Raw genomic sequence first — 21800 nt, 5'->3', positions numbered from 1 at the left:
CTGACCGAGCGGCTCACCAGCGCCAGGGCAGCTCGCTCGTGCCCTGTGCCGCGACCAGGGAGTCGAGCGACTCACGGACCCCGTCGATCAGTGTCCGGCTGCGGTCCAGGGCGGTCCGCAGGCCGGTCGCGGGGGGCGAGCCGGCGTCCTGGTGCAGGACGACGCCGAGGATCAGCCACGTCCGGCCGGCGGCAGCGGCCTCGGCCGCCCACATCAGGGCGCCGCCGGCCGGCGTGGTGGAACCGGTCTTGAGGCCGATGACGCCTGACCTGCCGAGCAGCGTGTTGGTGTTGACGATCACACCGGGGACCCCGGGGATCGTGACCTCGGGCTTGGCGACGATCGAGCGGAACACCGGGTCCTTCATCACCCGCCGGGCCAGCCTCAGCTGGTCCACGGCGGTGCTCACGGTTGTCGGCTCGATGCCGCTGGCGCCGGTGTAGGTGGTGTGGGTCATGCCGAGGCGGGCCGCGGCCCGGTTCATCTTCACCACGAACGCCTCCTGGGACCCGGCGTCCCAGCGGGCGAGCAGGCGGGCGATGTTGTTGCCCGAGGGGATCAGCATCAGTTCGAGCATCTGACGCTCGGTGAACCTCTGGCCCTCCCTGACCGGCGCGCTCGACTCCTCGCGGGACGACGACTCCTCCGCGGCCTGCCTGTCGACCTCGATGCCCGGCCCGGCGGCGGCTCCCTTCAGCGGATGCTCGCCGAGGATCACGTACGCGGTCATCACCTTGGTGACGCTCGCGATCGGCACCGGCTCCCGCTCCCCCTTGCTGCCGAGATCGCCGAGGCCCTCGACCATGACGCTCGTCTGGCCGTCCTGCGGCCACGGCAGTGCCATTCCGGCCGCGAGGCCCTCGTCCGTCGTGTTCTCGTCGCCTGCGGGAGATCCGAAGCAGCCGCCGGCCGCGGCGACGATGAGGACGACGGCCCACATCGAGGCCGCGAGGCGGAGGGAGCGACGGTGGCGGAGCGACAGGGCCGGGCGGTCGACCGGCCGCTCTCCTGCGGGAACGACGGACAGGCGGGCTGGGAGCATGGAAGGCACCTCCGGGTGATCGGTGCGCGTTTGCGCACGTCACCCACCCTGTGCGGGACGAATGTCCGTGCCGCCGCGGCGGGAAGTCGGCGACCGCTCGAATCTCGCGCGGCTGCGTATCCGCCGTGTATCGGCTCCCCGGCCTGCGCCGGCGCCCGCCGGTGCCCTTCCGGGGGCTATACGCCCGTGTGCCGGTCGCGGGCGCCGGCGTCGAGGCGGACGGTGGCGACCGCGCCGCCGTCGGGAGCGTTGGCGAAGTCGAGCGACGCGCCGATCACCTGCGCCTGGCCGAGGGCGATCGTCAGCCCCAGGCCGTGTCCCCTGCCGCGTTCCTCCGCGCCCGTACGGAAGCGCCGGGGCCCTTCCGCCAGCAGGGTGCCGGGGAACCCGGGTCCGTGGTCGCGCACGACGATCGTCGTGCCGCACACGCCGACCTCGACCGGAGGCCGCCCGTGGCGGTGCGCGTTGGCGACCAGGTTGGCGATGATCCGGTCGAGACGACGCGGGTCGGTGTCGGCCACGGGATGACCGGTCACCTCCACCCGGGCCGGGAGCCCGGTCCGGCGCACGGACTCCTCGACGACCCCGCCCAGCGGCACCGGCACCTGTTCGGCCCGCTCAGCGCCAGCGTCCAGGCGGGAGATCTCCAGCAGGTCCTCGACCAGCGCGCGCAGCACACCGACCCGGTCGCGTACCAGCTCGGTGATCTCTCCCTCCGGGAGCAGCTCCGCCGAGGTGATCAAGCCCATGAGCGGGGTACGCAGCTCGTGGGCCACATCCGCGGTGAAGCGCTGCTCGGTGAGCAGCCGTTCCTGCAGCGCGCCCGCCATCGAGTCGACGGCCGCCGAGATCTCGCCGATCTCGTCACGGGTCCGGCCCCCCGCCCCGATCCTGGCGTCGAGGTCTCCGCCCGCGATGCGCCGGGCCGTTCCCGCCACGCGCCGCAGGCGCCGGTTCGGCAGTTCGGCGACCAGCGCCGCGAGGGGCACCACGATCGCGAGCGCGGCCAGCGTGGCCATGACGATATGCCGGTCGAGGGCCTGGAGGCTGCGCCGCTCGGCACCCATGTCCACCTTGACGGCCAGCACGCGGTCGCCGTCGCGGACGGCCGCCCACATCCAGGGCTCGTCGGGTTTCGTGTCGTCGTACCAGGTGACCGGTTCCCCTGCCGCCGCCTGCCGCAGCAGTCCCGGCGGCAGCACGGCCGGGTCCTGGAGAACCGTGCCGGTCTGGTCCCCGCCGCCGGTCGCCGCGCTTATGGCGGCCTGGAGCGCGGCGGTCCTGCCCACGTTGAGCGACCAGTCGTACGTCGTCGTGTGCACCAGCACCCCGACCGCCACGGCGACCGCGCAGGACGCCGCCGCCACCAGCGCGGCGATCTTCCATCGCAGCGACCGGGGGTCCAGCAACGACAGGGAAATCACGAGTGACAGGGGGTACAGCGGCACCCGGGTGCGCGGCGGGTGCCGGGGGTCCGGCGGCGTCCGCCGCCGGTTCCACGTCGTACGGCGGGTCTCGGCGGGCTCGGCGCTCACGTCAGCGCCGCAGCTTGTAGCCGAAACCGCGGACGGTCTCGATCCGGTCGGCGCCGATCTTCTTGCGCAACCGCTGCACGCACAGGTCCACGACGCGGCTGTCGCCGTCCCAGCCGTAGTCCCAGACGTTGCGCAGCAGCGTCTGCCGGTCGAGCACGATCCCCGGATTGGCCGCGAACTCCAGCAGCAGCCGAAGCTCGGTGGGGGCGAGCGCGACCGGCTCGCCGGCCAGGCGCACCTCGAGGCCGTGGGTGTCGATGGCCAGGTCGCCGAAGACGAGGTCGCCCGACCCGCCGGACGCGGGTTCGGGGGGATCGTCCGGCCCGTGCTGCAAAGCGGGCCCGTGCGCGGGAGTGGGCCCGTGTCCGGGGGCGGGCTCGCGACCGGGGGTGAACGTCGCCCGGCGCAGCAGTGAGCGGATCCTGGCCACCAGCACACCGGTGTCGACCGGCTTGACGACGTAGTCGTCCGCCCCCGCCTCCAGGCCCGACACCACGTCCAGCGAGTCACCGCGCGCGGACATCATCAGGATCGGGATCAGGCTGGTCTCCCTGACCCTGCGGCACAGGCCGATGCCGTCCAGGCCCGGCAGCATCACGTCCAGCAGCAGCAGGTCGTGCCGTCCCTCCCGGAAGAGCTCCAGGCCGGTCAGGCCGTCACCGGCGGTCGACACCGCGTAGCCGTAGCGTTCCAGGGCCATCCCGACCGTCTTGCGGATCACCTCGTCGTCCTCGACGAGCAGCACGGTGACAGGGGCTTGCGGCCCGCTCTTGACATCCAAACCCGAAATATCTCCCCAAAAGCGGCGAATAGCGTGCTTGCGAGCTTATAAGGACGCACCCGGTGCTCCCCTCTTCGGTGGCGTGACGGCGGGGAAACGTCAGGAGGCCGGGGCCGCCGCTCGCTTCCAGTCCGGGTGGCCCGGCATCGGAGGCACCTGGGCCCCGTAGAGCCAGCCTTCGATGTAGGAGGTGAGGTCGCGCCCGCTGACGCGGTTGGCCACGTCGATGTAGTCCTTCGTGGTCGCGGACCTGCCCAGGTATCGGTCGTAGAACGTCTGCTCGATCTTCTTGAAGACGGAGTCGCCGACCTGCTGACGCAGGCCCGCGAGCATCAGCAGGCCCCCGTTGTTCCCGCCGGTCAGCACGTCCTGCGCCGTCTTGAGCCGCGCGGGAGGCCCGGATTCGACCCGCTTGTCGAACTCGAACTCGTACCGCTGCTTCAGGACGTCGTCGAGCTTCCGATACCCCTTCGCCACGGAATAGAGCAGCTGGTAGTACTCGGCGTGGCCCTCGCTGATCCACATGTCGTTCCAGGTGCGCACGGAGACGGCGTCACCGAAATACTGGTGGACCAACTCGTGGATCATGGTCGGCGCGATCTCCTCGGCCGGACGCGTCAGTCCTTCGACGCTGAACGTGGAAAGCGTCGCGGACTCCAGGGCGACGCCGTCGTAGTCTCCCGGCACCCCCAGCACCCCGTAGGTCTCGAACGGATACCTGCGGCCGATCTCCTTCTCCACCCAGGCGACCTGGTCCGCGATGTCGTCCACCGGAGCCTTCGCCGCCTTGTACCGGGCCGTCGCGAGGTAGCTGCGGATCGGCAGGCCGTGGGGCCCGCGCGCCGTCACCTTCGTGAAGCGGCCGACGGCGACCTGGGCCACGTGGGTCGGGATGGGATCGCGGGTGGTGTAGGTGTAGGTCGTACGGTCCCCGGTGGTCCTGCGCGACCGCAGCGTCCCGCTCGCCACCGCCTGGAGGTTCTTGGGCGTGGTGACGCGGAAGGTGAAGCGGGCCTTGTCGCTGGGGTGGTCGTTGCCGGGGAAGAACATGTGGGCGCGGTCGGGCTGACCCATGACCGCGAAACCGTCGTCCTTTTCGAGCCAGGCCTGCAGGTAGTGCGCCGTGGGCGGGTAGGAGGGCGACCGCGTGTCGTCCGCGCGGTCGACGCGGTAGGAGACGTCGACACGGAAGGACTCGCCTTCGCGCAGGGCATGCCGCGGCGTGATCACGAGCTTCTCGCCGGACACCGTGAACGCGGCCCCCTCGCCCTGTACGGACACCGAGTCGACGCGGTCCACCTTCGAATCCAGGCTGAAGCTCGACAGCGCCTGCTTCGCCGTGGCCGTGATGCGCACGGAGGAGTTCATCTTCGTCGTGCCCGGACGGTAGTCGTACCGGATGTCGTAGGAGGCGACGTCGTACCCGCCGTTCCCGAGGTAGGTGAACAGCGGGTCACCGGCGCTGTGGGCGCCGGGCCGGGGCGTCCGGCCGTCCGGCGTGGACGCGCCGGCGCGGACGTCACCCTTGGCGGTCGCGGCGGTGTCACCGGTCTGGGCCGCCGCGGCGCACGCGGAGACCGCCAACGCCAGCGCGCCCGTCGCCGCCAGCGCGCTGAGCGATCCCCGCGTGCGGCGCCGAGGCGGCCGGGGCGACCGGCCCGACGGCTGGGGCGCGCGTGAGCGGGTGCTGTCGGCGCCGGGCCGCGGTCGCAGGCCGGGCATGCGGGCAGAGAACATCGATCGACCACCTCCTGGTGAGAAGGCGCGCTGGGTTCGCGCGCTCCGCCCATCGTGGGTGGGGCATGTGTCCGCGCCGCCTGCACCGTGTATCGGCGGCCGCTCAGGCACGTATCACCGTGCACGGCTGCTCGCACAGAAACGGCCTCGCCCACGACGCGACGTCGTGGGCGAGGCTGTCCCCGCCGGCGGACCGGAGGGGCAGGAGAATCAGGCGAGAGCAGGCTCAGGACCCGACGCGGGACGAACCGCGGCCGGGGCTTCGTCCAGAGACTGCGGCGGAGCGTCGAACACTTCCTCGTCGAGACGGCCCTCGGAACGGGCGACCAGGACGGGCACCACCATCTGCCCCGTGACGTTGGTCGCGGTACGGATCATGTCGAGGATCGGGTCGATCGCCAGGAGCAGCCCGACGCCCTCCAGGGGCAGGCCCAGCGTGCTCAGGGTCAGGGTGAGCATCACGATCGCGCCGGTCAGACCGGCGGTCGCGGCCGAGCCGACCACGGAGACGAACGCGATCAGCAGGTAGTGGCCCACGCCCAGATGGACGCCGAACACCTGGGCCACGAAGATCGCCGCGAGCGCGGGGTAGATGGCGGCGCAGCCGTCCATCTTGGTCGTCGCCCCGAAGGGCACGGCGAAGGAGGCGTAGTCGCGGTCCACGCCCAGACGTTCGGTGGTGACCCGCTGGGTGAGCGGCATGGTCCCGACCGAGGAACGGGAGACGAAGGCCAGTTCGATCGCGGGCCAGGCCTTGCGGTAGAAGGTGAGCGGGCTGACCTTGCCGACGAAGGCGAGCAGCAGCGGGTAGCTCACCAGGAGCACCAGCAGGCAGCCGATGTACACGCCCGCGCTGAGCTTCGCGAGCGGGGCGAGCAGGTCCCAGCCGTAGCTGGCCACCGACTTGCCGATCAGGCCGGCGGTGCCGATCGGGGCGAGCCTGATGACCCACCACAGGGCCTTCTGGACCAGTTCGAGGACGGACCGGCTGAAGCCGAGGAACGGCTCGGCCTTGTCGCCGACCGCCAGGGCGGCGGCGCCGAGGACGACCCCCAGGAAGACGATCTGGAGGACGTTGAGCTCGGTGAAGGCGGTGACGATGTTGGTCGGGATGATGCCGGTCAGGAAGTCCAGCCAGGTTCCCGCGCCCTCCAGGTCGACGGCCTTCGCCCCGGCGGTGGAGATGGTGACGCCCTGGCCGGGATTGAGGATCAGGCCGAGGCCGATGCCGAAGACCACCGCGATCAGCGAGGTGATCAGGAACCACAGCAGCGTCTTGCCGGCGAGCCTGGCGGCGCCGCTGACGTTGCGCAGGTTGGCCACGCTGACGACGACCGCGGTGAAGACCAGCGGCGCGACCGCGAGCTTGAGGAGCTGGACGAAGATCTTGCCGACTTCGGTGAGGGTGGTGGTGAGCCAGGTGACGTCACCGGCGCGGGCGACGAACCCGAGGGCCGCGCCTATCACCAGGCCGAGCAGCAACTGCAGGGAAAAGGAGAGTTTCTTCACGAACGAGACTCCGGCAGAAAGGCATGCTGACGCCGAGGCGGCATGCGAGGTGAAGGGGGGGAAGGAGTGGTGACTGCGTTCAGTGACAGAGACGACTACTCAACCGGCACAGGTCGACGTGCAGCCGCTTGACGAGCAGCACGTGCACCGGGAAGAACCTCATAGCGCGTCAGAACCTCCTCAACCGGCAGTAAATTCCGGTCCTTTATGTGATCCGTATCACGTTCTGCTGCGCCGGTGAAGCCTCAATCACACCAGAAATCCCATATAAGTCCTCCTGGCCGCGATGTTTCGGTCGCGACGCATCTCATAGATACAACTTGTATCTATGGCTGCTACGCTCCCGGCATGGCCGATCCCGCGAAGCGCCCGTCCGCCGCCCACACCGCGTACGCCGTGACCAAGGAGCTGATCCTCTCCGGCGAGCTGCCGGGCGGGAGCCTCATCAGCGAGGGCGAGATCGCCGAACGGGTACGCGTGAGCAGGACGCCCGTCCGGGAGGCGTTCCTGCGGCTGGAGTCGGAGGAACTGCTGGCGCTGCACCCCAAGCGCGGCGCGGTGGTGGTGCCGGTGCCGCCGGGAGAGGCCGCGGACGTCCTTGAGCTGCGGCTGGCCCTCGAACGGTCCGCGGCCGAGCGCATCGCCAGGACCGGCCTGCCGCACGAGCACCACGAGAGGATGCGGGAGCTGCTGCGGCGTCAGCGGGCCCTCGCCGAGGCCGCGGACGTCGGCCGGTTCGCCGAGGCGGACGAGGCGTTCCACCGGTGCATCGTCGAGGCGTCGGGAAACCGGCTGGCCGGCCGGTTCTACGCCACGCTCGGCGACCGGCAGCGGCGGATGAGCATCGCCGCGCTGCGCCCGCGGCCGGAGCGGCTGCCCCTGCTGGCCGACGAGCACGAGGCCCTCCTCGGCCATCTCGTCGGCGCGGACAGCGCGGCCTTCGCCTCGGCCCTGCTCGGTCACCTCACCGCGACGCACGGCTCACCGCACCCCGGCCTCGACGACCGCTGACCGCGTCCCCCGCACGCACTCCTCCCGAAGGTCCGACTTTCCATGCCCGAAACCCAGCGGATGCCGGAACCCCGGCACGCCGCCCTCCCGCCTGCCGTCCCGCTCAGGCCCGGCGCCTGGCGGACCGTCGCCGCGGCGATGTTCGCCTGCGGCTGGGGCGGCAACCAGTTCACCCCGCTGCTGCTGATGTACCGCCGGTTGGGCGGCTACTCCACGCTCAGCGTCGACGCCTTCCTCGGCGCGTACGTCGTCGGACTCGTGCCGGGGCTCCTGCTCGCCGGGCCCGTGTCCGACCGGCGCGGGCGACGTCCCGTGCTGGTGGCCGGCGCCGTCGCCTCGGCCGTCGCGAGCCTGGTGCTCTGCTTCGGCGGTCAGAGCGCCTGGCCCATCTACGTGGGACGGCTGATCACCGGCTTCGCCGTCGGCATCGCCATGTCCGTGGGCAGCAGCTGGGTGAAGGAGCTGTCGAGCGGGACGGACGGCGGGCTCGCCGCACGCCGGGCGGCGCTGTGCCAGACGGCGGGATTCGGCCTCGGCGCCGGGGTCGCGGGCGTGCTGGCCCAGTGGGGACCGTGGCCCATGGTGAGCCCGTACGCCGTCCATCTCCTCCTCACCGCGGCGATACCCGTCCTGCTCCTGCGGGTGCCGGAGACGCGGCCGCCGCTCGCGCACGCGACGGGTCGTCCGGCCCGGCGGCTCCTCACGGCGCTGGTGGACGACCTACGCGTCCCCGCGCCGGCCCGCAGGCGGTTCCGCCTCGTGGTCCTGCCCATGGCGCCGTGGGTGTTCGGCGCGGCCGGACTGGCGTACGCGGTCATGCCGCAACTGGTCGGCTTCCGCGTCGGGGACTGGGGGCTCGCGTACGCGACCGGACTGACCGTGCTGACCCTGGGCGCGGGCGCGGCGGTGCAGCCCGTGGCCAGGTGGCTGCACGGTGAGATGAAAACCGGTGAGATGAAAACCGGCGAGGTGAAACCCGGTGAGACCAAAACCGGCGGGACCAAAACCGGCGGGACCAAAACCGGCGAGACCAAAACCAGCGGGGCGGGAACCCGGACGGGACGGGCTCCGGTGGCGGCGATGGCGGTGATGCTCCTCGGCGCGGCACTGTGCGCGGCGAACGCGGTGCTGCTGTCGCCGTGGCTCGCGGCCGTCACCGCGGCCACCCTGGGCGCCGGTTACGGCCTCGCGGTGGTCTCCGGACTGCTGGAGATCCAGCGCATGGCCGGCCCCGACGACCTCGCCGGCCTGACCGGCGTCTACTACATGCTCGCCTACGCGGGCTTCCTGCTCCCCACCGTGCTGGCCGGCTTGTCGTCGTGGCTCTCCTACCCCCTCATGCTGGCGGCGGTGGCGGCCGCGGCCTTGGTCTGCCTGGGCCTGGTCGTGACCGGCGCCCGCGTCACCGAGCCGGCGGCCCCGGCGCGATGACGGTCGCTTCCGTGCGTCTCGCCCGACGCCTCCGCGCCGCCGGCATCCGGGTGGCCGTACGTCCGGGTGGCCGGCATTCTCGCCCCCCGGCGCCCGGGTGGCTGAAGCTTTCATCCGACGCGGCGCGCGGCGGCGTCGAACGGCGACGGGCGGCGGGGTGTTCGCCGAGCTGAGGGCGGGCGCGCTCCCCCGGGCCGGGCGCGCGTACGGCGACAGGCGCCGTCGGGCGCTGTACGCGCCCGCCACGCCGGTGAATCGTGCGGGGTGACGACGATCTCGCGCGGTGGGGAGGCACGGCATGGCGGTGCGGCTCGGAGCGCGTCTCATGGCGGTGGTCGCGGCGGTGATCCTCCTGCCGGTCACGGCGGTCCTCACGGGCACCCCCGCCGCCGCAGACACCCGCGTCGACAACCCCTACGTGGCCGCCCAGCGCTACGTCGATCCCTGGTGGTCGGCGTCGGCCGCGGCCGAGCCCGGCGGTGCGGCGGTGGCCGACCAGCCGACCGGCGTCTGGCTCGACCGCGTCTCCCTGATCGAGGGCACCGCCTCCTCCCCCGGGCTGCGCGCGCATCTGAACGAGGCCGTCGTGCAGGACGCCTTCGGCTCGGCCCCGCTCACGATCCAGATCGTGCTCGACGACCTGCCGGACCGGAACTGCACCCACCCGGTCTCCAACGGGGACTTCAGCGTGGCGGCCGACGGCCTGAACCGCTACCGGAGCGAGTATGTCGATCCGATCGCCGAGATCCTGGCCGACCCGGCCTACCAGCGGTTGCGCATCGTGGCGATCGTCGAGCCCGACTTCCTGCCCGGGCTGCTCCTGCCCGCCGCCACCTCCCGCTGCGCCGCCGTACAGGCGAGCGGCGCCTATCCCGCGGCGCTGCGGTACGCGGTGACCCGGCTGCACGCCGTCCCCAACGTGTACCTCTACCTCGACGCCTCCCACCACGGCGTCGCCGGTCATCCGGACAACTTCGGCCGGGCCGCCGACCTGCTCGCGAGCATCGCGGGCGTGACCGGAGGGCAGCCTTCACCCGTGCACGGCTTCACGGTGAACGTCGCCGGCTACGGCGCCCTGGTCGAGCCGTACTACAACACCCAGATGGGCCGGCCGGTGAAGAGCTCGCAGTGGGTGGCCGGAAACGACTACGTGGACGAGCTCTCGTTCGCCCAGGCGTTCCGGCAGCGGCTCATCGCGGCGGGCTTCGGATCCGGCATCGGCATGGTGATCGACACCTCGCGCAGCGGCTGGGGCGGCCCGTATCGCCCGGCTCGCACGAGCACCTCCACCGATGTGAACCGGTTCGTCGACGAGTCCCGGACGGACCGCCGGCACAGCGTCGGCAACTGGTGCAACCAGGCCGGCGCCGGGCTCGGCGCACGGCCCGCGGCCATCCCCGCCGCCGGCGTCGACGCGTACGCGTGGATCAAGCCGCCGGGCGTCTCCGACGGCGCGAGCGTGAACGTCACGAGTCCCGACGGCCTCCTCCCCGACCCGATGTGCGATCCCACCTATGTCCAGGGGACCGTGCCCAGCGGGGCGCTGCCGTACGCCCCGGCGGCGGGGCAGTGGTTCGGGCCGCAGTTCCAGCAGCTCCTCGCCAACGCCTACCCGCCGCTGTGAGGCACCGGCCGCGCTAGGCCGGTCTGGGCGGTCGGCGGTTCGTCGAGGAGCCGGACCAGTCGTTTCGGCGCGATCAGCCGGTAGCTGTCCTCGATCAGCCCGGCGATCTCGTCCCAGTCCTGATCGGCGTCCAGGCGTGCGCCCACCCAGCCGTTGCGGCCGACGTACGGCGGGACGAAGAAACGCTCCGGATCCGAGGCCACGAGGGCGTCCTGCACCCCCGGCCCGGCCTTGAACGTCAGCGACCGCCCGTCCTCACTGGTCATCGCGAACATCTTGTCGCCGACCCGGTAGGTGGGCGCCGTGTGGCCCCCGAACGGCTTCTCCACGGCCTCCGGCAGGTTCAGGCAGATCTCCCGGAGCCGGGCCGGCACATCCTGGTCGCTCACGCGGCTCACCCCTTCGCACGGTCGTCGTCAGCGACCAGGGTAGGGGCCGCCCCGCTCGAACGGCAGGCGGTGCTGCACGGCGAGCAGCAATGCGATCGACGGCAGCACCAGCAGCGCGCCCGCCGCCGTGACGGCGAGAACCGCAGTGATCACCGCCGGCTCCGCCGCCGCCTGCCGGAAGGACACGGCCGGCGGCAGCATGAGCGGATACTGCGCCACCGGCCATCCGCACATCACGGCGGCCACGGCCAGGGCCGCGGTGCCGCGTACGAGCAGGTAGCGGCGCAGCCACAGCAGCGCGATGGAGGCGACGCCGAGCACGGCGCTCGCCACGACGAGCGGCAGCGCACCGTGGGTGAGGCCGGTGAAGAGCCGGGGGGAGTCGGCGTGCAGCACTCCGATGCCGCCGAGGGCGACCACACCGGTGACGGCGGCCACGGCCAGCGCCCTGCGCCGGAAGACCTCGGCCATCCCGGGCAGGCGGGACCGCACGGCGTCGTCGCACAGGTAGACCGCGGCCAGGTAGGCGCAGACGGCCACCGCGAGGACGCCGCCCAGCATCGAGGTCGGGTTGACCCACGCGCCCACCAGACTTCCCCTGGCCAGGCCGGGCGGCACCCGGCCGGACGCGACGGCCCCCGCCACCGTGCCGAGGAAGAACGGCGTGAGCACCGACGACAGCGCGAAGGCCGCGCCGAACAGGCGCTGCTGCCACAGCTCGGTGCTGCTCTTGCGGAACGCGAACGCGGCCCCCCTGCCGATGATCCCGAACGCGGCCAGCGTGAGGGGGATGTAGAGCGTGGACATCACCGCCGCGAAGACCGTCGGGAAGCCGGTCCACAGCACCACGAGCACGAAGATCAACCAGACGTGGTTGGCCTCCCAGACAGGGCCGAGCGAGTGTTCGATGAGCCGCCGCTGCGGCATCCCCGCCCGGCTGCCCCCGGCCAGCAGGTCCCACAGGCCGCCGCCGAAGTCGGCACCGCCGAGCAGCGCGTACAGGGTCAGGCCGAGCCACATAACCCCGAGCAGGACCTGCGCCGCCTCCATCAGGCCGTCTCCCGTTCCTGTGGCGCGGCCACCGGCCGGGCGCGGACCATGAGCCGCAGCACGTACACGGTCGACACCGTGAGAACCGTGTAGACGACGACCAGCAGCAGGAGTCCCGCCCACAGATTGGGCGCGGGGTTGACCGCGTCCGCGGTGCGCAGCCTGCCGTACACGACCCACGGCTGACGGCCGACCTCGGTCACCACCCAGCCCGCCTCGACGGCGACGACGGCGAGCACGCCGGAGGCGGCCGCCGGCCACAGGAACAGACGGGAGCGCGGGATCTCGCGCCGCCGCCACCAGGTGAAGGCGAGCCAGGCCGCCAGCAGCAGGAGCAGGACGCCGATGCCGACCATCGTGTCGAAGCACAGGTGGACCGGCGTGACGGGCGGCCGGTCGGCGGGCGGCGTGCGGTCCAGTCCCTGGACGACGGCGTCCGGGCTGTAGCCCACCAGCAGCGACAGTCCGTTGGGGATCTCGAACGCGTAGCGCAGACGGTCGCCCACGAAGATCCCGCCGACGCTCAGCGGCGCGTGCGGCCCGGTCCTGGGCAGCCCTTCCATCGCGGCGAGCTTCGTGGGCTGGTAGCGGGCGAGGAAACGCGCGGCGTAGTCGCCCACCACGATCTGGACGGGCGTCAACGCCCCCGCGACGGTGAAGGGCACGAGGAAGCCGAGGCGGTGGTAGCGGTCCCGCCGCCCGCGCAGCAGGGCCACGGCGTAGACAGACGCGGTGGCGAAGCCCGACACCATGAACGCCGCGACGATCATGTGGATGGTCTGCGGCGGAGTGGCGGGGTTGAACATGGCCGCCCAGGGCGAGACGTGCGTGACGCGGCCGCCCTCCAGGAGGAAGCCACGCGGCTGGTTCATCCACGCGTTGGCGGAGACGACGAAGAACGCCGAGGCCACACCGGCGACCATCACCGGCACCCCGGTCAGCAGGTGGGCTCTGGGCGAGAGCCGGTCCCACGCGTAGAGGTAGATCCCGATGAAGATCGCCTCAAGGAAGAACGCGATGCCCTCCAGCGCGAACGGAAGCCCGATCACCTGGCCGTACGCACCCATCAGGCCCGGCCACAACAGGCCCATCTCGAAGCTGAGGATCGTGCCCGACACGGCTCCGACGGCGAACAGGACGGCCACCGCCTTCGCCCAGCGCCGGGCGAGGCGCAGGTAGTCGTCGTCGCCGCGGCGCAGCCCCCGCCATTCGGTGAACAGCAGCAGGGCGGGCATGCCCACCCCCAGGCACGCGACGATGATGTGCCACCCGAGGGACAGGGCCATCTGGGTCCGCGCCGCGACAAGATCGGCCCCACCCGCCGGGCCGGCCGCGGCGATCAGCGGCGCCGCGAGCGCCGGCCGCATCGTCCGTTCTCCGCCGGGGAGCTCAGGCCGGTTCTGAGGTCAGTGATCATCCCAGTGACCGTCGTGGCGGACGTGGCGGTGCCCGTCGTGGATGTAGTCGACGTGGTCGCCGTGCGGCACGGCCACGTGCCCGCACCCTGGCTTGTGCTCGTGGTCGTGCGTGTCGTGTACGGCGTGCCCGCTCACCTCGCACTCGTCGACATGGTTCTCGTGAACCCGGTGCAGGTGGCCGTCGTGGACGTAGTCGACGTGGTCGCCGTGCGGCACCGCGACATGGCCGCATCCGGCGCCGTGCCGGTGATCGTGCTCCGCGTGCGGCTGATGCTCAGTCATTGTCATGGGGGGATTCCCCTCTCCGAGAACCGCGGACTGGTGCGTAGCTACCCCCGCACGCCCGCCGGAGGCAGCGCCCCGACCGGCTTTTGCGCAAACCGATGAGAGGCTCTACCCCCCTTTGGGGCACTGCGCCGTTCCCGGCCGCCGCGTGCCGGTCGTCCCGGACCGCGACCGGGTGGGCTGCGATCGGGTGGGCCTCGGTTCACTGGCCGCCGGAAGCCCGCAGCAGCGTGCCGGCCCGCGCCCTGACCGCCTCGACGGCCTCCCAGTCCTCGGTGCTCAGACCGGCCAACGCCGCCGGAAACACTCCGTCCTGCTCTTTGAGGATGTGGGCGCGCAGCAGGTTCAGCGCGTCGAGCAGCCTCAGCGGCCAGCCGGGATCGGCAGGCGTGGTGTCCGCGGCCTCGCCGAGGACGGCCTCGACGCGCCGATGCTCCGCTTCCAGTCCGGCGATCTGCTCGGGGAACTCGTCCGCCAGGGCGGGGAACAGGCCGTGCTCCTCGACCTCGGTGTGCGGGCCGAGCACCTCGGCGATCCGTCTGGCGATCACGGCCATGGTCTCCGCGTCGCCGGCGGCGTGCGCCGTGCGCGCGTCCGCGATCAGATCGACCACCAGGTCGTGCTCGCGCGTCAGTTCGTCGATCGCTGTCACGGCCTGGCAGCCGCAGTACTCGCACATGTGCCTTCGATCCTCCACGAGCGCTTCGAACGCGGTCACACCGCCGGACTCACCCAACGGTTCCCGGCCGCCGGACCCGCCGTGCAGGGACCTTTGACCTCTCCGTACGGGTCCCGCGTCACCCGTTCCGCACGAACGGCGAGACGATCCCCGGCGCCGCGCGCAAGGTGCGCATGCCGCAGTGAGACGGACATCACCTGAGAGACCTAGACATTTGTGTCATTCGCTCTCTTGAACTCTTCGTGTTTAGGCGATAGGTTGGCGCCATGATCGCGCCCAGGACTCCGACGACCGCCGAGGAACTGCGCGGGGCCGGCCTGCGGGTGACGGCCGCCCGCGTCGCGCTGCTCGAGACCGTGCGCAGCGGCGACCACCTCGACGTCGAGGCGATCGCCTCCGGGGTCCGCGATCGCGTGGGCCACGTCTCTCTGCAGGCCGTGTACGAGGCCCTTCACGCCCTGACCGCAGCGGGACTCGTACGCCGCATCGAACCGGCCGGCAGTCCGGCCCGGTTCGAGGGCCGCGTCGGCGACAACCACCACCACGTCGTGTGCCGGTCGTGCGGTGTGGTCGCCGACGTCGACTGCGCGACCGGCGAGGCGCCGTGCCTGACCGCGTCCGACAACCACGGCTTCACGATCGACGAGGCCGACGTCATCTACTGGGGCCTGTGCCCCGGCTGTTCCAGCGCCCGCGCTTCCTGAGCCCCATGATCGACTAGTTCCAGAAGGATTCCCTTGACCGAGAACCACGACGCAATCGTTGTCGACCCGAAGACGGAGGGCGAGGGCGGCTGCCCGGTCGCGCACACGCGCGCCCCGCACCCGACCCAGGGCAACGCCAACCACCGGTGGTGGCCGGAGCGCCTCAACCTGAAGATCCTCGCCAAGAACCCCGCCGTGGCCAACCCCCTCGGTGAGGACTTCGACTACGCCGAGGCGTTCAAGTCCCTCGACCTCGCGGAGGTCAAGCGGGACATCGCCGAGGTGCTGACGACCTCGCAGGACTGGTGGCCGGCCGACTTCGGCCACTACGGCCCGCTCATGATCCGGATGGCCTGGCACAGCGCGGGCACCTACCGGATCAGCGACGGCCGCGGCGGCGCCGGCTCGGGCCAGCAGCGCTTCGCCCCGCTGAACAGCTGGCCGGACAACGGGAACCTCGACAAGGCCCGCCGGCTGCTGTGGCCGGTCAAGAAGAAGTACGGCAAGAAGATCTCCTGGGCCGACCTCCTGATCCTCACCGGCAACGTCGCCCTGGAGTCGATGGGCTTCAAGACCTTCGGCTACGCCGGCGGCCGGGTGGACGCCTGGGAGCCCGACGACGACGTCTACTGGGGCCCGGAGACCACCTGGCTCGGGGACGAGCGCTACAGCGGCGACCGTGAGCTGGAGAACCCGCTCGCCGCGGTCCAGATGGGCCTCATCTACGTCAACCCGGAGGGCCCGAACGGCCAGCCGGACCCGCTCGCCGCGGCCCGCGACATCCGTGAGACGTTCGGCCGGATGGCGATGAACGACGAGGAGACGGTCGCCCTCATCGCCGGTGGTCACACCTTCGGCAAGACCCACGGCGCCGGCCCGGCCGACAACGTCGGCCCCGACCCCGAGGCCGCCCCGATCGAGCAGCAGGGCCTCGGCTGGAAGAACAGCTACGGCACCGGCAAGGGCGGCGACACGATCACCAGCGGTCTCGAGGTCACCTGGACCTCGACGCCGACCAAGTGGTCCACCAACTTCTTCTGGAACCTGTTCGGCTACGACTGGGAGCTGACCAAGAGCCCGGCGGGCGCGTGGCAGTGGACGCCGAAGAACGGCGCGGGTGAGGGCTCCGTTCCCGACGCCCACGACCCGTCGAAGCGTCACGCGCCGGGCATGCTGACGACCGACATCGCGCTCAAGGCCGACCCGATCTACGAGCAGATCTCGCGGCGCTTCTACGAGAACCCCGACGAGTTCGCGGACGCCTTCGCCCGTGCGTGGTTCAAGCTGACCCACCGCGACCTGGGCCCGGTCTCCCGCTACCTCGGCCCGGAGGTCCCGGGCGAGGTGCTGCTGTGGCAGGACCCGCTGCCGGAGCGGACGTACGAGCTCGTCGACGCCGGGGACATCGCCGCCCTCAAGGAGCAGATCCTCGGCTCGGGCCTGTCGGTCTCCCAGCTCGTGTCCAGCGCGTGGGCGTCGGCCGCGTCCTTCCGCGGCAGCGACAAGCGCGGCGGCGCCAACGGCGGGCGCATCCGCCTGCAGCCGCAGAGCGGCTGGGAGGCCAACGACCCCGACCAGCTGGCGACCGTGCTGCGCACCCTGGAGGGCATCCAGCAGTCGTTCAACTCGGCGCAGACCGGCGGCAAGCAGGTCTCCCTCGCCGACCTGATCGTGCTCGCCGGGTGCGCCGCCGTCGAGAAGGCCGCCAAGGACGCCGGGTTCGACGTCGAGGTCCCCTTCACGCCGGGCCGCGTGGACGCGTCGCAGGAGCAGACGGACGTCGAGTCGTTCGCCGCGCTCGAGCCGGCCTCCGACGGGTTCCGCAACTACTACGGCAAGGGCAACCGGCTCCCGGCCGAGTACCTGCTCATCGACCGGGCGAACCTGCTGAACCTCAGCGCCCCCGAGATGACGGTCCTCGTCGGCGGCCTGCGGGTCCTGGGCGCCACCCACCAGCAGTCGAAGGTCGGCGTCCTCACCGAGACCCCCGAGGTTCTGACCAACGACTTCTTCGTCAACCTGCTCGACCTGGGCACGGAGTGGAAGTCGACGTCGGAGGACCAGACCACGTTCGAGGGACGCGACCTCGCCACCGGCGAGGTCAAGTGGACCGGCACCCGGGCCGACCTCGTCTTCGGGGCGAACTCCGAGCTGCGCGCGGTCGCGGAGGTCTACGCGAGCGACGACGCCAAGGAGAAGTTCGTGACGGACTTCGTCCGGGCGTGGGACAAGGTGATGAACCTCGACCGGTTCGACCTGGTCTGAGGGTGACATGACTTCCGGGCCGGCCCACACGGGGGCCGGCCCGGACGTTCTGCTTCGTACGGCGGTCCGGACAGCCGGTTCAGGCCCGGCGGGTTCAGGCGAGCGGTTCAGGCGGGCAGGGCGGCGAGCCAGCCGGTGAGGATCTCGTTGACCTCGTCCGGGCGCTCCTGCTGGATCCAGTGGCCGCAGCCGTCGAGCACGTGTGAGGACACCAGGCCCGGCAGGGTGGCCGGATAGGCCGCGATGGCGTCGGCCATCCATGTCGTGGAGGCGTCCAGCGCGCCGCCGGCGAACAGCGACGGCTGGGTGACGGGAGCACCGTCGAAGCCGGCGAGGTCCTCCCAGTCCCGGTCCATGTTGCGGTAGCGGTTCAGCGCCCCGGTCAGGCCGGTCCTCTCGAACTCGGCCGCGTAGACGTCGAGGTCGTCCCCATCGAGCCAGGCGGGCAGCCGGCCGGCCGGGAAGCGGTCGCGCAACCTCCCGCCCCGGGACACGAAGTGCGGGTCCGGGGCACCGGCGGGCGGCATCGTGCCGCCGGACAGGGCGGCGTAGAAGCCGGCGAGCCAGCCGCGGACGTCCGGCTCGATCTCGGCCTCCGCCCGGCCGGGCTCCTGGAAGTAGCTCACGTAGAACTCCTCCTCCCCGCCCATCCGCGCGAACACCTCGCCGGGCCGCGGCCCGCCGCGCGGGGCGTACGGCACGCTCAGCAACCCGACCGCGCGGAACACATCGGGCCGCACGAGGGCGGAGTTCGCGGCGATGGTCGCGCCCCAGTCGTGGCCGACGATCACCGCCGTACGCTCGCCCAGGGCGTGCACGACGGCGACGTTGTCCTCGACCAGCTCCAGCATCCGGTACGCGGCCACGTCGGTGGGCTTGGAGGAGCGGCCGTAGCCCCGGACGTCCAGGGCGACGGCCCGGTAACCGGCCGCGGCCAGCACCGGCAGCTGGCGCCGCCAGGAATACCAGGACTCGGGGAACCCGTGCACCAGCAGCACCAGCGGCCCGGAGCCCTGCTCCACCACGTGGATGCGACCGGCGGGAGACGGGACCAGGCGATGTGTGATCGCCGCGGCGGGGGCGGACTGCGCCATCGATTCCTCCAAAGCTCCTGGTGGTTCCTCCGGGGATCATCCATCGCGCCGTGACGCCGCCGTGAATCGAGTTGCCGGTTCGGCAAACCGCTCCCGGCTCCGTTCAGACCGCCACCGGGTAGGTCTCCGGGACCTCTCCGCGCTCCCAGCGGGCCGTACGCTCCAGGGGCTCCAGCGCGCCGGTCTCGTCGATGTGGATCACCGCGTCGAACTGGTCGGACAGGCGGGTCTGGAAGTAGTGGCTCTGCCGTTCCGTGCCCGGCCGGTAGACGACGCCGATGGCGCGTTCGAGCCGCGCCCCGCGCAGCAGGTCCGCCGCGCCGGCCGAACGTGTGAGGCCGACCAGGAACTCCTTGTGCCCGGCCTCGTGGAACAGCTCCTCGACCGAGCCGGGCAGCGCCGGGCGGACGATCTTCCGCTCGGCCGGGCGGCCCCAGTCGTCGGCCGCCGTGACGGTGCCGGCGAAGGTGGTGAAGCCGATGAGCCGGCAGTCCCCGCGGTTGTGCTCGCGCACCAGCCGGCCGAGGTTGAGCTCGCCGCGCGCGCCCATCTCCGTCGCCCGCGAATCGCCGAGGTGGGAGTTGTGCGCCCACACCACGATCCTCGCCGGCTCGCCGCGCTGCCAGCCGAGGTGCTCGGAGAGCGCGAACAGGGTGTCGGCCATGTGCCGGTCGCGCAGGTTCCACGACGACACCCGGCCGCCGAACATCGTGCGGTAGTACCGCTCCGCGGCCGCCACCACCGCGGCGTTCCGCTCGGCGTGGAAGAACTCGTCCTCACCGAGCAGTCCCTGTGCCCGCTGGTAGCGCAGCGCGTTGCGCTGGAGGTCCACGAGCTGGTCGATCACCCGCCGCTCGCACGACTCCCCCGCGCCGAAGGCGGCGGCGAAGCCGTACGCCTGCCCGTCGTCGCCGTCGCTGTGGTCGAAGCAGGAGTAACGGTCGCGGGCCCGCGCCGCCGCGCCCGGGTCCACCTTCTCCAGGTAGGCGACGACCTCGTCGGCGGACCGGTGCAGGCTGTAGAGGTCGAGCCCGTAGAACCCGGCCCGCGCCCGCTCGTCGAGCCGCTCGTTGTGCTCGCGCAGCCACCCGGCGAACTCCAGCACGTCCGCGTTCCGCCACATCCACGCCGGGAAGCGCCGGAAGCCGGCCAGCGCCTCCTCGGCGGTCGCATCGTCGCCGCGCCCCCGGACGTACCGGTTCACCCGGTACGCGTCGGGCCAGTCGGCCTCCACCGCCACGGCGACGAAGCCCTTCTCCTCGATCAGCCGCCGCGTCATCCGGGCGCGCGCGGCGTAGAACTCGCGGGTGCCGTGCGACGCCTCGCCGATCAGCACGAACCGCGCGTCGCCGACGATGCCGAACAACACCTCGTCCGAGGGGACCCCGTCCCGCACGAGCACGAGCTCCGAGCGCAGGATCGCGAGGTCGGTCCGGACGGGCGGGGCCCCGGCCCGCGCCGACGCCGCCGCGCGAAGCAGCCTGCGCACCTCCTCGTCGGCGGTCTGGGCGAAGTTCCAGTACGACTCCCCCACCGAGAAGAACGGCGTGGGCGTGGTCGCGCAGACCACCTCGCCCACCAGGGTGGACAGCTCCTGGCAGGTGGACTCGGGCGCGGCGGGCACGGCGACCACGATCTTGGCCGGCTCCCGCTGCCGGACCGCGCGGACGGCGGCACGCATGGTCGCCCCGGTCGCCAGCCCGTCGTCGACCACGATGACGGTCTTGCCGCGCAGGTCCGCGACGGGCGTGCCGCCCCGGTAGGCTCGCTCCCGCCTCGCCAGCTCGCGGGACTCCCGCTCGGCGACCTGCCGGACGGTGTCGGACCGGAGGCCGAGCCCGCGGACGACGTCCTCGTCGAGCACGATCACCCCGCCCCCGGCGATCGCCCCCATGGCGAGCTCCTCGCGGCCGGGCGTGCCGAGCTTGCGCACCGGGAACACGTCGAGCGGGTGGCCGAGGCCGATCGCCACCTCGTACGCCACCGGGACCCCGCCACGCGCCAGGCCGAGGACGACGACGCCGGGCAGCCCACGGTAGTGGCCGAGGAGTCCCGCGAGCACGCGGCCCGCGTCCCGGCGATCCGAAAACAGGCGATCAGTCATGAGCCTCGCCTCCCGGTCGCGCAGCCGCATACCCCTCTCCCGCCGGCGCAAACACGGTCGGCGGCCCGTCTACCAGGTCGTTGTTCTCCCCTTGGGGGCGATCAGCGCATGACGGCACGGTGATAGCGGCCGGCGAGGGCACGTACGAGTTCGACCAGTTCCGGCGGCTCCGTCACGGTGAAGTCCATGCCGAGCAGGCCGAGGTGGACGGCGAGCGCCTCGACGCTGTCGGCGCCGGTGTCCAGCAGGCACCGGGTGTCGTCGACCGGCGTGACGGTGCCGATGGCAGCGTTGATCCGTTCGGCGACCAGCTCGGCCGGGGCGTGCACGGTGACCTGGGCCCGGCACCGCCAGGCGGCCGACGACACTCCCCGGCGCACCTGGTCGACGGGGTCCTCCGGCAGCTCGCGCGGGGTGAACCGGGGACCTGCCGGAGTACGCGGACTGATCCGGTCGACCCGGTACGTCCGCCAGCCGGCCCGCGCGACGTCGAAGCCGACGAGGTACCACCGTCGCCCCCAGTTGACCAGCCGGTAGGGCTCGACGTCCCGCCGGCTGTCCGAGCCGTCGTGACCGCGGTAGTCGAACCGCAGCCGCTCATGGTCCCGGCAGGCGGTGGCGATCGTGGTCAGCGTGTCCGCGTCGACCCGCGGGCCGGGCTCGTCCCTGGGCACCGCGACGGCGTACTGCTGGAGGGTGCCGACCCGGCGCCGGAGCCGGGACGGCAACACCTGCTCCAGCTTGGCGAGCGCGCGCAGGGAGGTCTCCTCGACCCCCGTGATGGTGCCGCCGGCGGCGGTCCGCAGCCCGATCGCGACGGCGACCGCCTCCTCGTCGTCGAGCAGCAGCGGCGGCAGCGTGGCCCCGGCGCCGAGCCGGTAGCCGCCCGCGGCGCCCCGGCCGGCGTGCACCGGATAGCCGAGGTTCCGCAGGCGGTCCACGTCGTTGCGGACGGTCCGGGTGCTGACCGACAGCCGCTCGGCCAACTCGGCGCCGGTCCACTCGCGGGGTGTCTGGAGCAAGGAGAGCAGGCGCAGCAGCCGCGCCGAGGTTTCCAACATTCCCCGAAGTCTGCCAGCCAATTAGGAACGGATCTTACCTAATTGGGATCTAGCGTGACTGCCATGACGAACGGCGGGGGC

19 protein-coding genes are annotated in these 21800 nt (G+C 72.1%); 5 read left to right on the top strand and 14 right to left on the bottom strand.

What is annotated here, in order from left to right; translation table 11 throughout:
* Positions 1-13: 13 nt before the first annotated feature.
* The 6 genes from ACIBK1_RS30795 to ACIBK1_RS30770 all read right to left on the bottom strand — a co-directional run bounded on the left by ACIBK1_RS30795 (position 14) and on the right by ACIBK1_RS30770 (position 6767).
* Positions 14-1042 (bottom strand): D-alanyl-D-alanine carboxypeptidase family protein, encoded by a 1029-nt coding sequence (locus ACIBK1_RS30795; RefSeq protein WP_396739191.1) that lies wholly within the window; start codon positions 1040-1042, stop codon positions 14-16.
* Between the two features lie 176 nt (positions 1043-1218).
* Positions 1219-2577 (bottom strand): sensor histidine kinase, encoded by a 1359-nt coding sequence (locus ACIBK1_RS30790; RefSeq protein ID WP_396739189.1) that lies wholly within the window; start codon positions 2575-2577, stop codon positions 1219-1221.
* A 1-nt stretch (position 2578) separates the two neighbouring features.
* Positions 2579-3358 (bottom strand): response regulator transcription factor, encoded by a 780-nt coding sequence (locus ACIBK1_RS30785; protein ID WP_396739187.1) that lies wholly within the window; start codon positions 3356-3358, stop codon positions 2579-2581.
* Positions 3359-3457: 99 nt separating this feature from the next.
* Entirely contained in the window at positions 3458-5095 is a 1638-nt protein-coding gene (locus ACIBK1_RS30780) for a M1 family metallopeptidase (protein WP_197042497.1), read from the bottom strand.
* A gap of 210 nt (positions 5096-5305) precedes the next feature.
* Positions 5306-6604 (bottom strand): dicarboxylate/amino acid:cation symporter, encoded by a 1299-nt coding sequence (locus tag ACIBK1_RS30775; protein ID WP_030506688.1) that lies wholly within the window; start codon positions 6602-6604, stop codon positions 5306-5308.
* Positions 6605-6683: 79 nt separating this feature from the next.
* Positions 6684-6767, bottom strand: a complete 84-nt coding sequence (locus tag ACIBK1_RS30770; protein WP_357326566.1) for a putative leader peptide — start codon at positions 6765-6767, stop codon at positions 6684-6686.
* 185 nt (positions 6768-6952) lie between these two features.
* Between ACIBK1_RS30770 and ACIBK1_RS30765 the strand changes: the two genes are divergently transcribed.
* The 3 genes from ACIBK1_RS30765 to ACIBK1_RS30755 all read left to right on the top strand — a co-directional run bounded on the left by ACIBK1_RS30765 (position 6953) and on the right by ACIBK1_RS30755 (position 10670).
* Positions 6953-7615, top strand: a complete 663-nt coding sequence (locus ACIBK1_RS30765) for a GntR family transcriptional regulator (protein ID WP_030506689.1) — start codon at positions 6953-6955, stop codon at positions 7613-7615.
* A gap of 42 nt (positions 7616-7657) precedes the next feature.
* Positions 7658-9046: an MFS transporter gene (locus ACIBK1_RS30760; RefSeq protein WP_396739185.1), complete on the top strand. Its 1389-nt coding sequence runs from the start codon at positions 7658-7660 to the stop codon at positions 9044-9046.
* A 298-nt stretch (positions 9047-9344) separates the two neighbouring features.
* On the top strand, positions 9345-10670 hold the full coding sequence (locus ACIBK1_RS30755; protein ID WP_396739183.1) for a glycoside hydrolase family 6 protein: 1326 nt from the start codon (positions 9345-9347) through the stop codon (positions 10668-10670).
* On the opposite strand, the gene ACIBK1_RS30750 is transcribed toward ACIBK1_RS30755, so the two are convergent.
* The 5 genes from ACIBK1_RS30750 to ACIBK1_RS30730 form a co-directional block, all read right to left on the bottom strand.
* Complete coding sequence (locus ACIBK1_RS30750) at positions 10655-11059, bottom strand: MmcQ/YjbR family DNA-binding protein (RefSeq protein ID WP_396739181.1); 405 nt, start codon at positions 11057-11059, stop codon at positions 10655-10657. The genes ACIBK1_RS30755 and ACIBK1_RS30750 overlap by 16 nt on opposite strands.
* Before the next feature lie 27 nt (positions 11060-11086).
* Positions 11087-12109, bottom strand: a complete 1023-nt coding sequence (locus ACIBK1_RS30745) for a cytochrome d ubiquinol oxidase subunit II (RefSeq protein WP_396739179.1) — start codon at positions 12107-12109, stop codon at positions 11087-11089.
* Positions 12109-13476, bottom strand: a complete 1368-nt coding sequence (locus ACIBK1_RS30740; protein ID WP_030506693.1) for a cytochrome ubiquinol oxidase subunit I — start codon at positions 13474-13476, stop codon at positions 12109-12111. The genes ACIBK1_RS30745 and ACIBK1_RS30740 overlap by 1 nt, the downstream gene beginning before the upstream one ends.
* A gap of 39 nt (positions 13477-13515) precedes the next feature.
* Complete coding sequence (locus tag ACIBK1_RS30735) at positions 13516-13815, bottom strand: hypothetical protein (RefSeq protein WP_030506694.1); 300 nt, start codon at positions 13813-13815, stop codon at positions 13516-13518.
* A gap of 199 nt (positions 13816-14014) precedes the next feature.
* Positions 14015-14530 (bottom strand): hemerythrin domain-containing protein, encoded by a 516-nt coding sequence (locus tag ACIBK1_RS30730; RefSeq protein ID WP_197042499.1) that lies wholly within the window; start codon positions 14528-14530, stop codon positions 14015-14017.
* A 227-nt stretch (positions 14531-14757) separates the two neighbouring features.
* Here ACIBK1_RS30730 and ACIBK1_RS30725 point away from each other — a divergent pair, with 227 nt between their 5' ends.
* Together ACIBK1_RS30725 and katG are read left to right on the top strand one after the other, a co-directional pair.
* Positions 14758-15195, top strand: a complete 438-nt coding sequence (locus tag ACIBK1_RS30725) for a Fur family transcriptional regulator (protein ID WP_030506696.1) — start codon at positions 14758-14760, stop codon at positions 15193-15195.
* 33 nt (positions 15196-15228) lie between these two features.
* Positions 15229-17460, top strand: a complete 2232-nt coding sequence (gene katG / locus ACIBK1_RS30720; RefSeq protein WP_030506697.1) for a catalase/peroxidase HPI — start codon at positions 15229-15231, stop codon at positions 17458-17460.
* Positions 17461-17567: 107 nt separating this feature from the next.
* On the opposite strand, the gene ACIBK1_RS30715 is transcribed toward katG, so the two are convergent.
* From ACIBK1_RS30715 to ACIBK1_RS30705, 3 genes are all read right to left on the bottom strand, one after another.
* On the bottom strand, positions 17568-18554 hold the full coding sequence (locus ACIBK1_RS30715; RefSeq protein WP_030506698.1) for an alpha/beta fold hydrolase: 987 nt from the start codon (positions 18552-18554) through the stop codon (positions 17568-17570).
* Positions 18555-18657: 103 nt separating this feature from the next.
* Positions 18658-20658, bottom strand: a complete 2001-nt coding sequence (locus tag ACIBK1_RS30710; protein ID WP_396739175.1) for an erythromycin esterase family protein — start codon at positions 20656-20658, stop codon at positions 18658-18660.
* A 101-nt stretch (positions 20659-20759) separates the two neighbouring features.
* Positions 20760-21719: a helix-turn-helix transcriptional regulator gene (locus ACIBK1_RS30705; protein WP_030506700.1), complete on the bottom strand. Its 960-nt coding sequence runs from the start codon at positions 21717-21719 to the stop codon at positions 20760-20762.
* Between the last annotated feature and the right edge of the window lie 81 nt (positions 21720-21800).

It is taken from the genome of Microbispora rosea, from assembly GCF_044460045.1.
Classification (GTDB): Bacteria; Actinomycetota; Actinomycetes; order Streptosporangiales; family Streptosporangiaceae; genus Microbispora; species Microbispora rosea.
The sequence above is the reverse complement of the archived record's forward strand: the minus strand, read 5'-3'. Positions and strand labels throughout refer to the sequence as shown.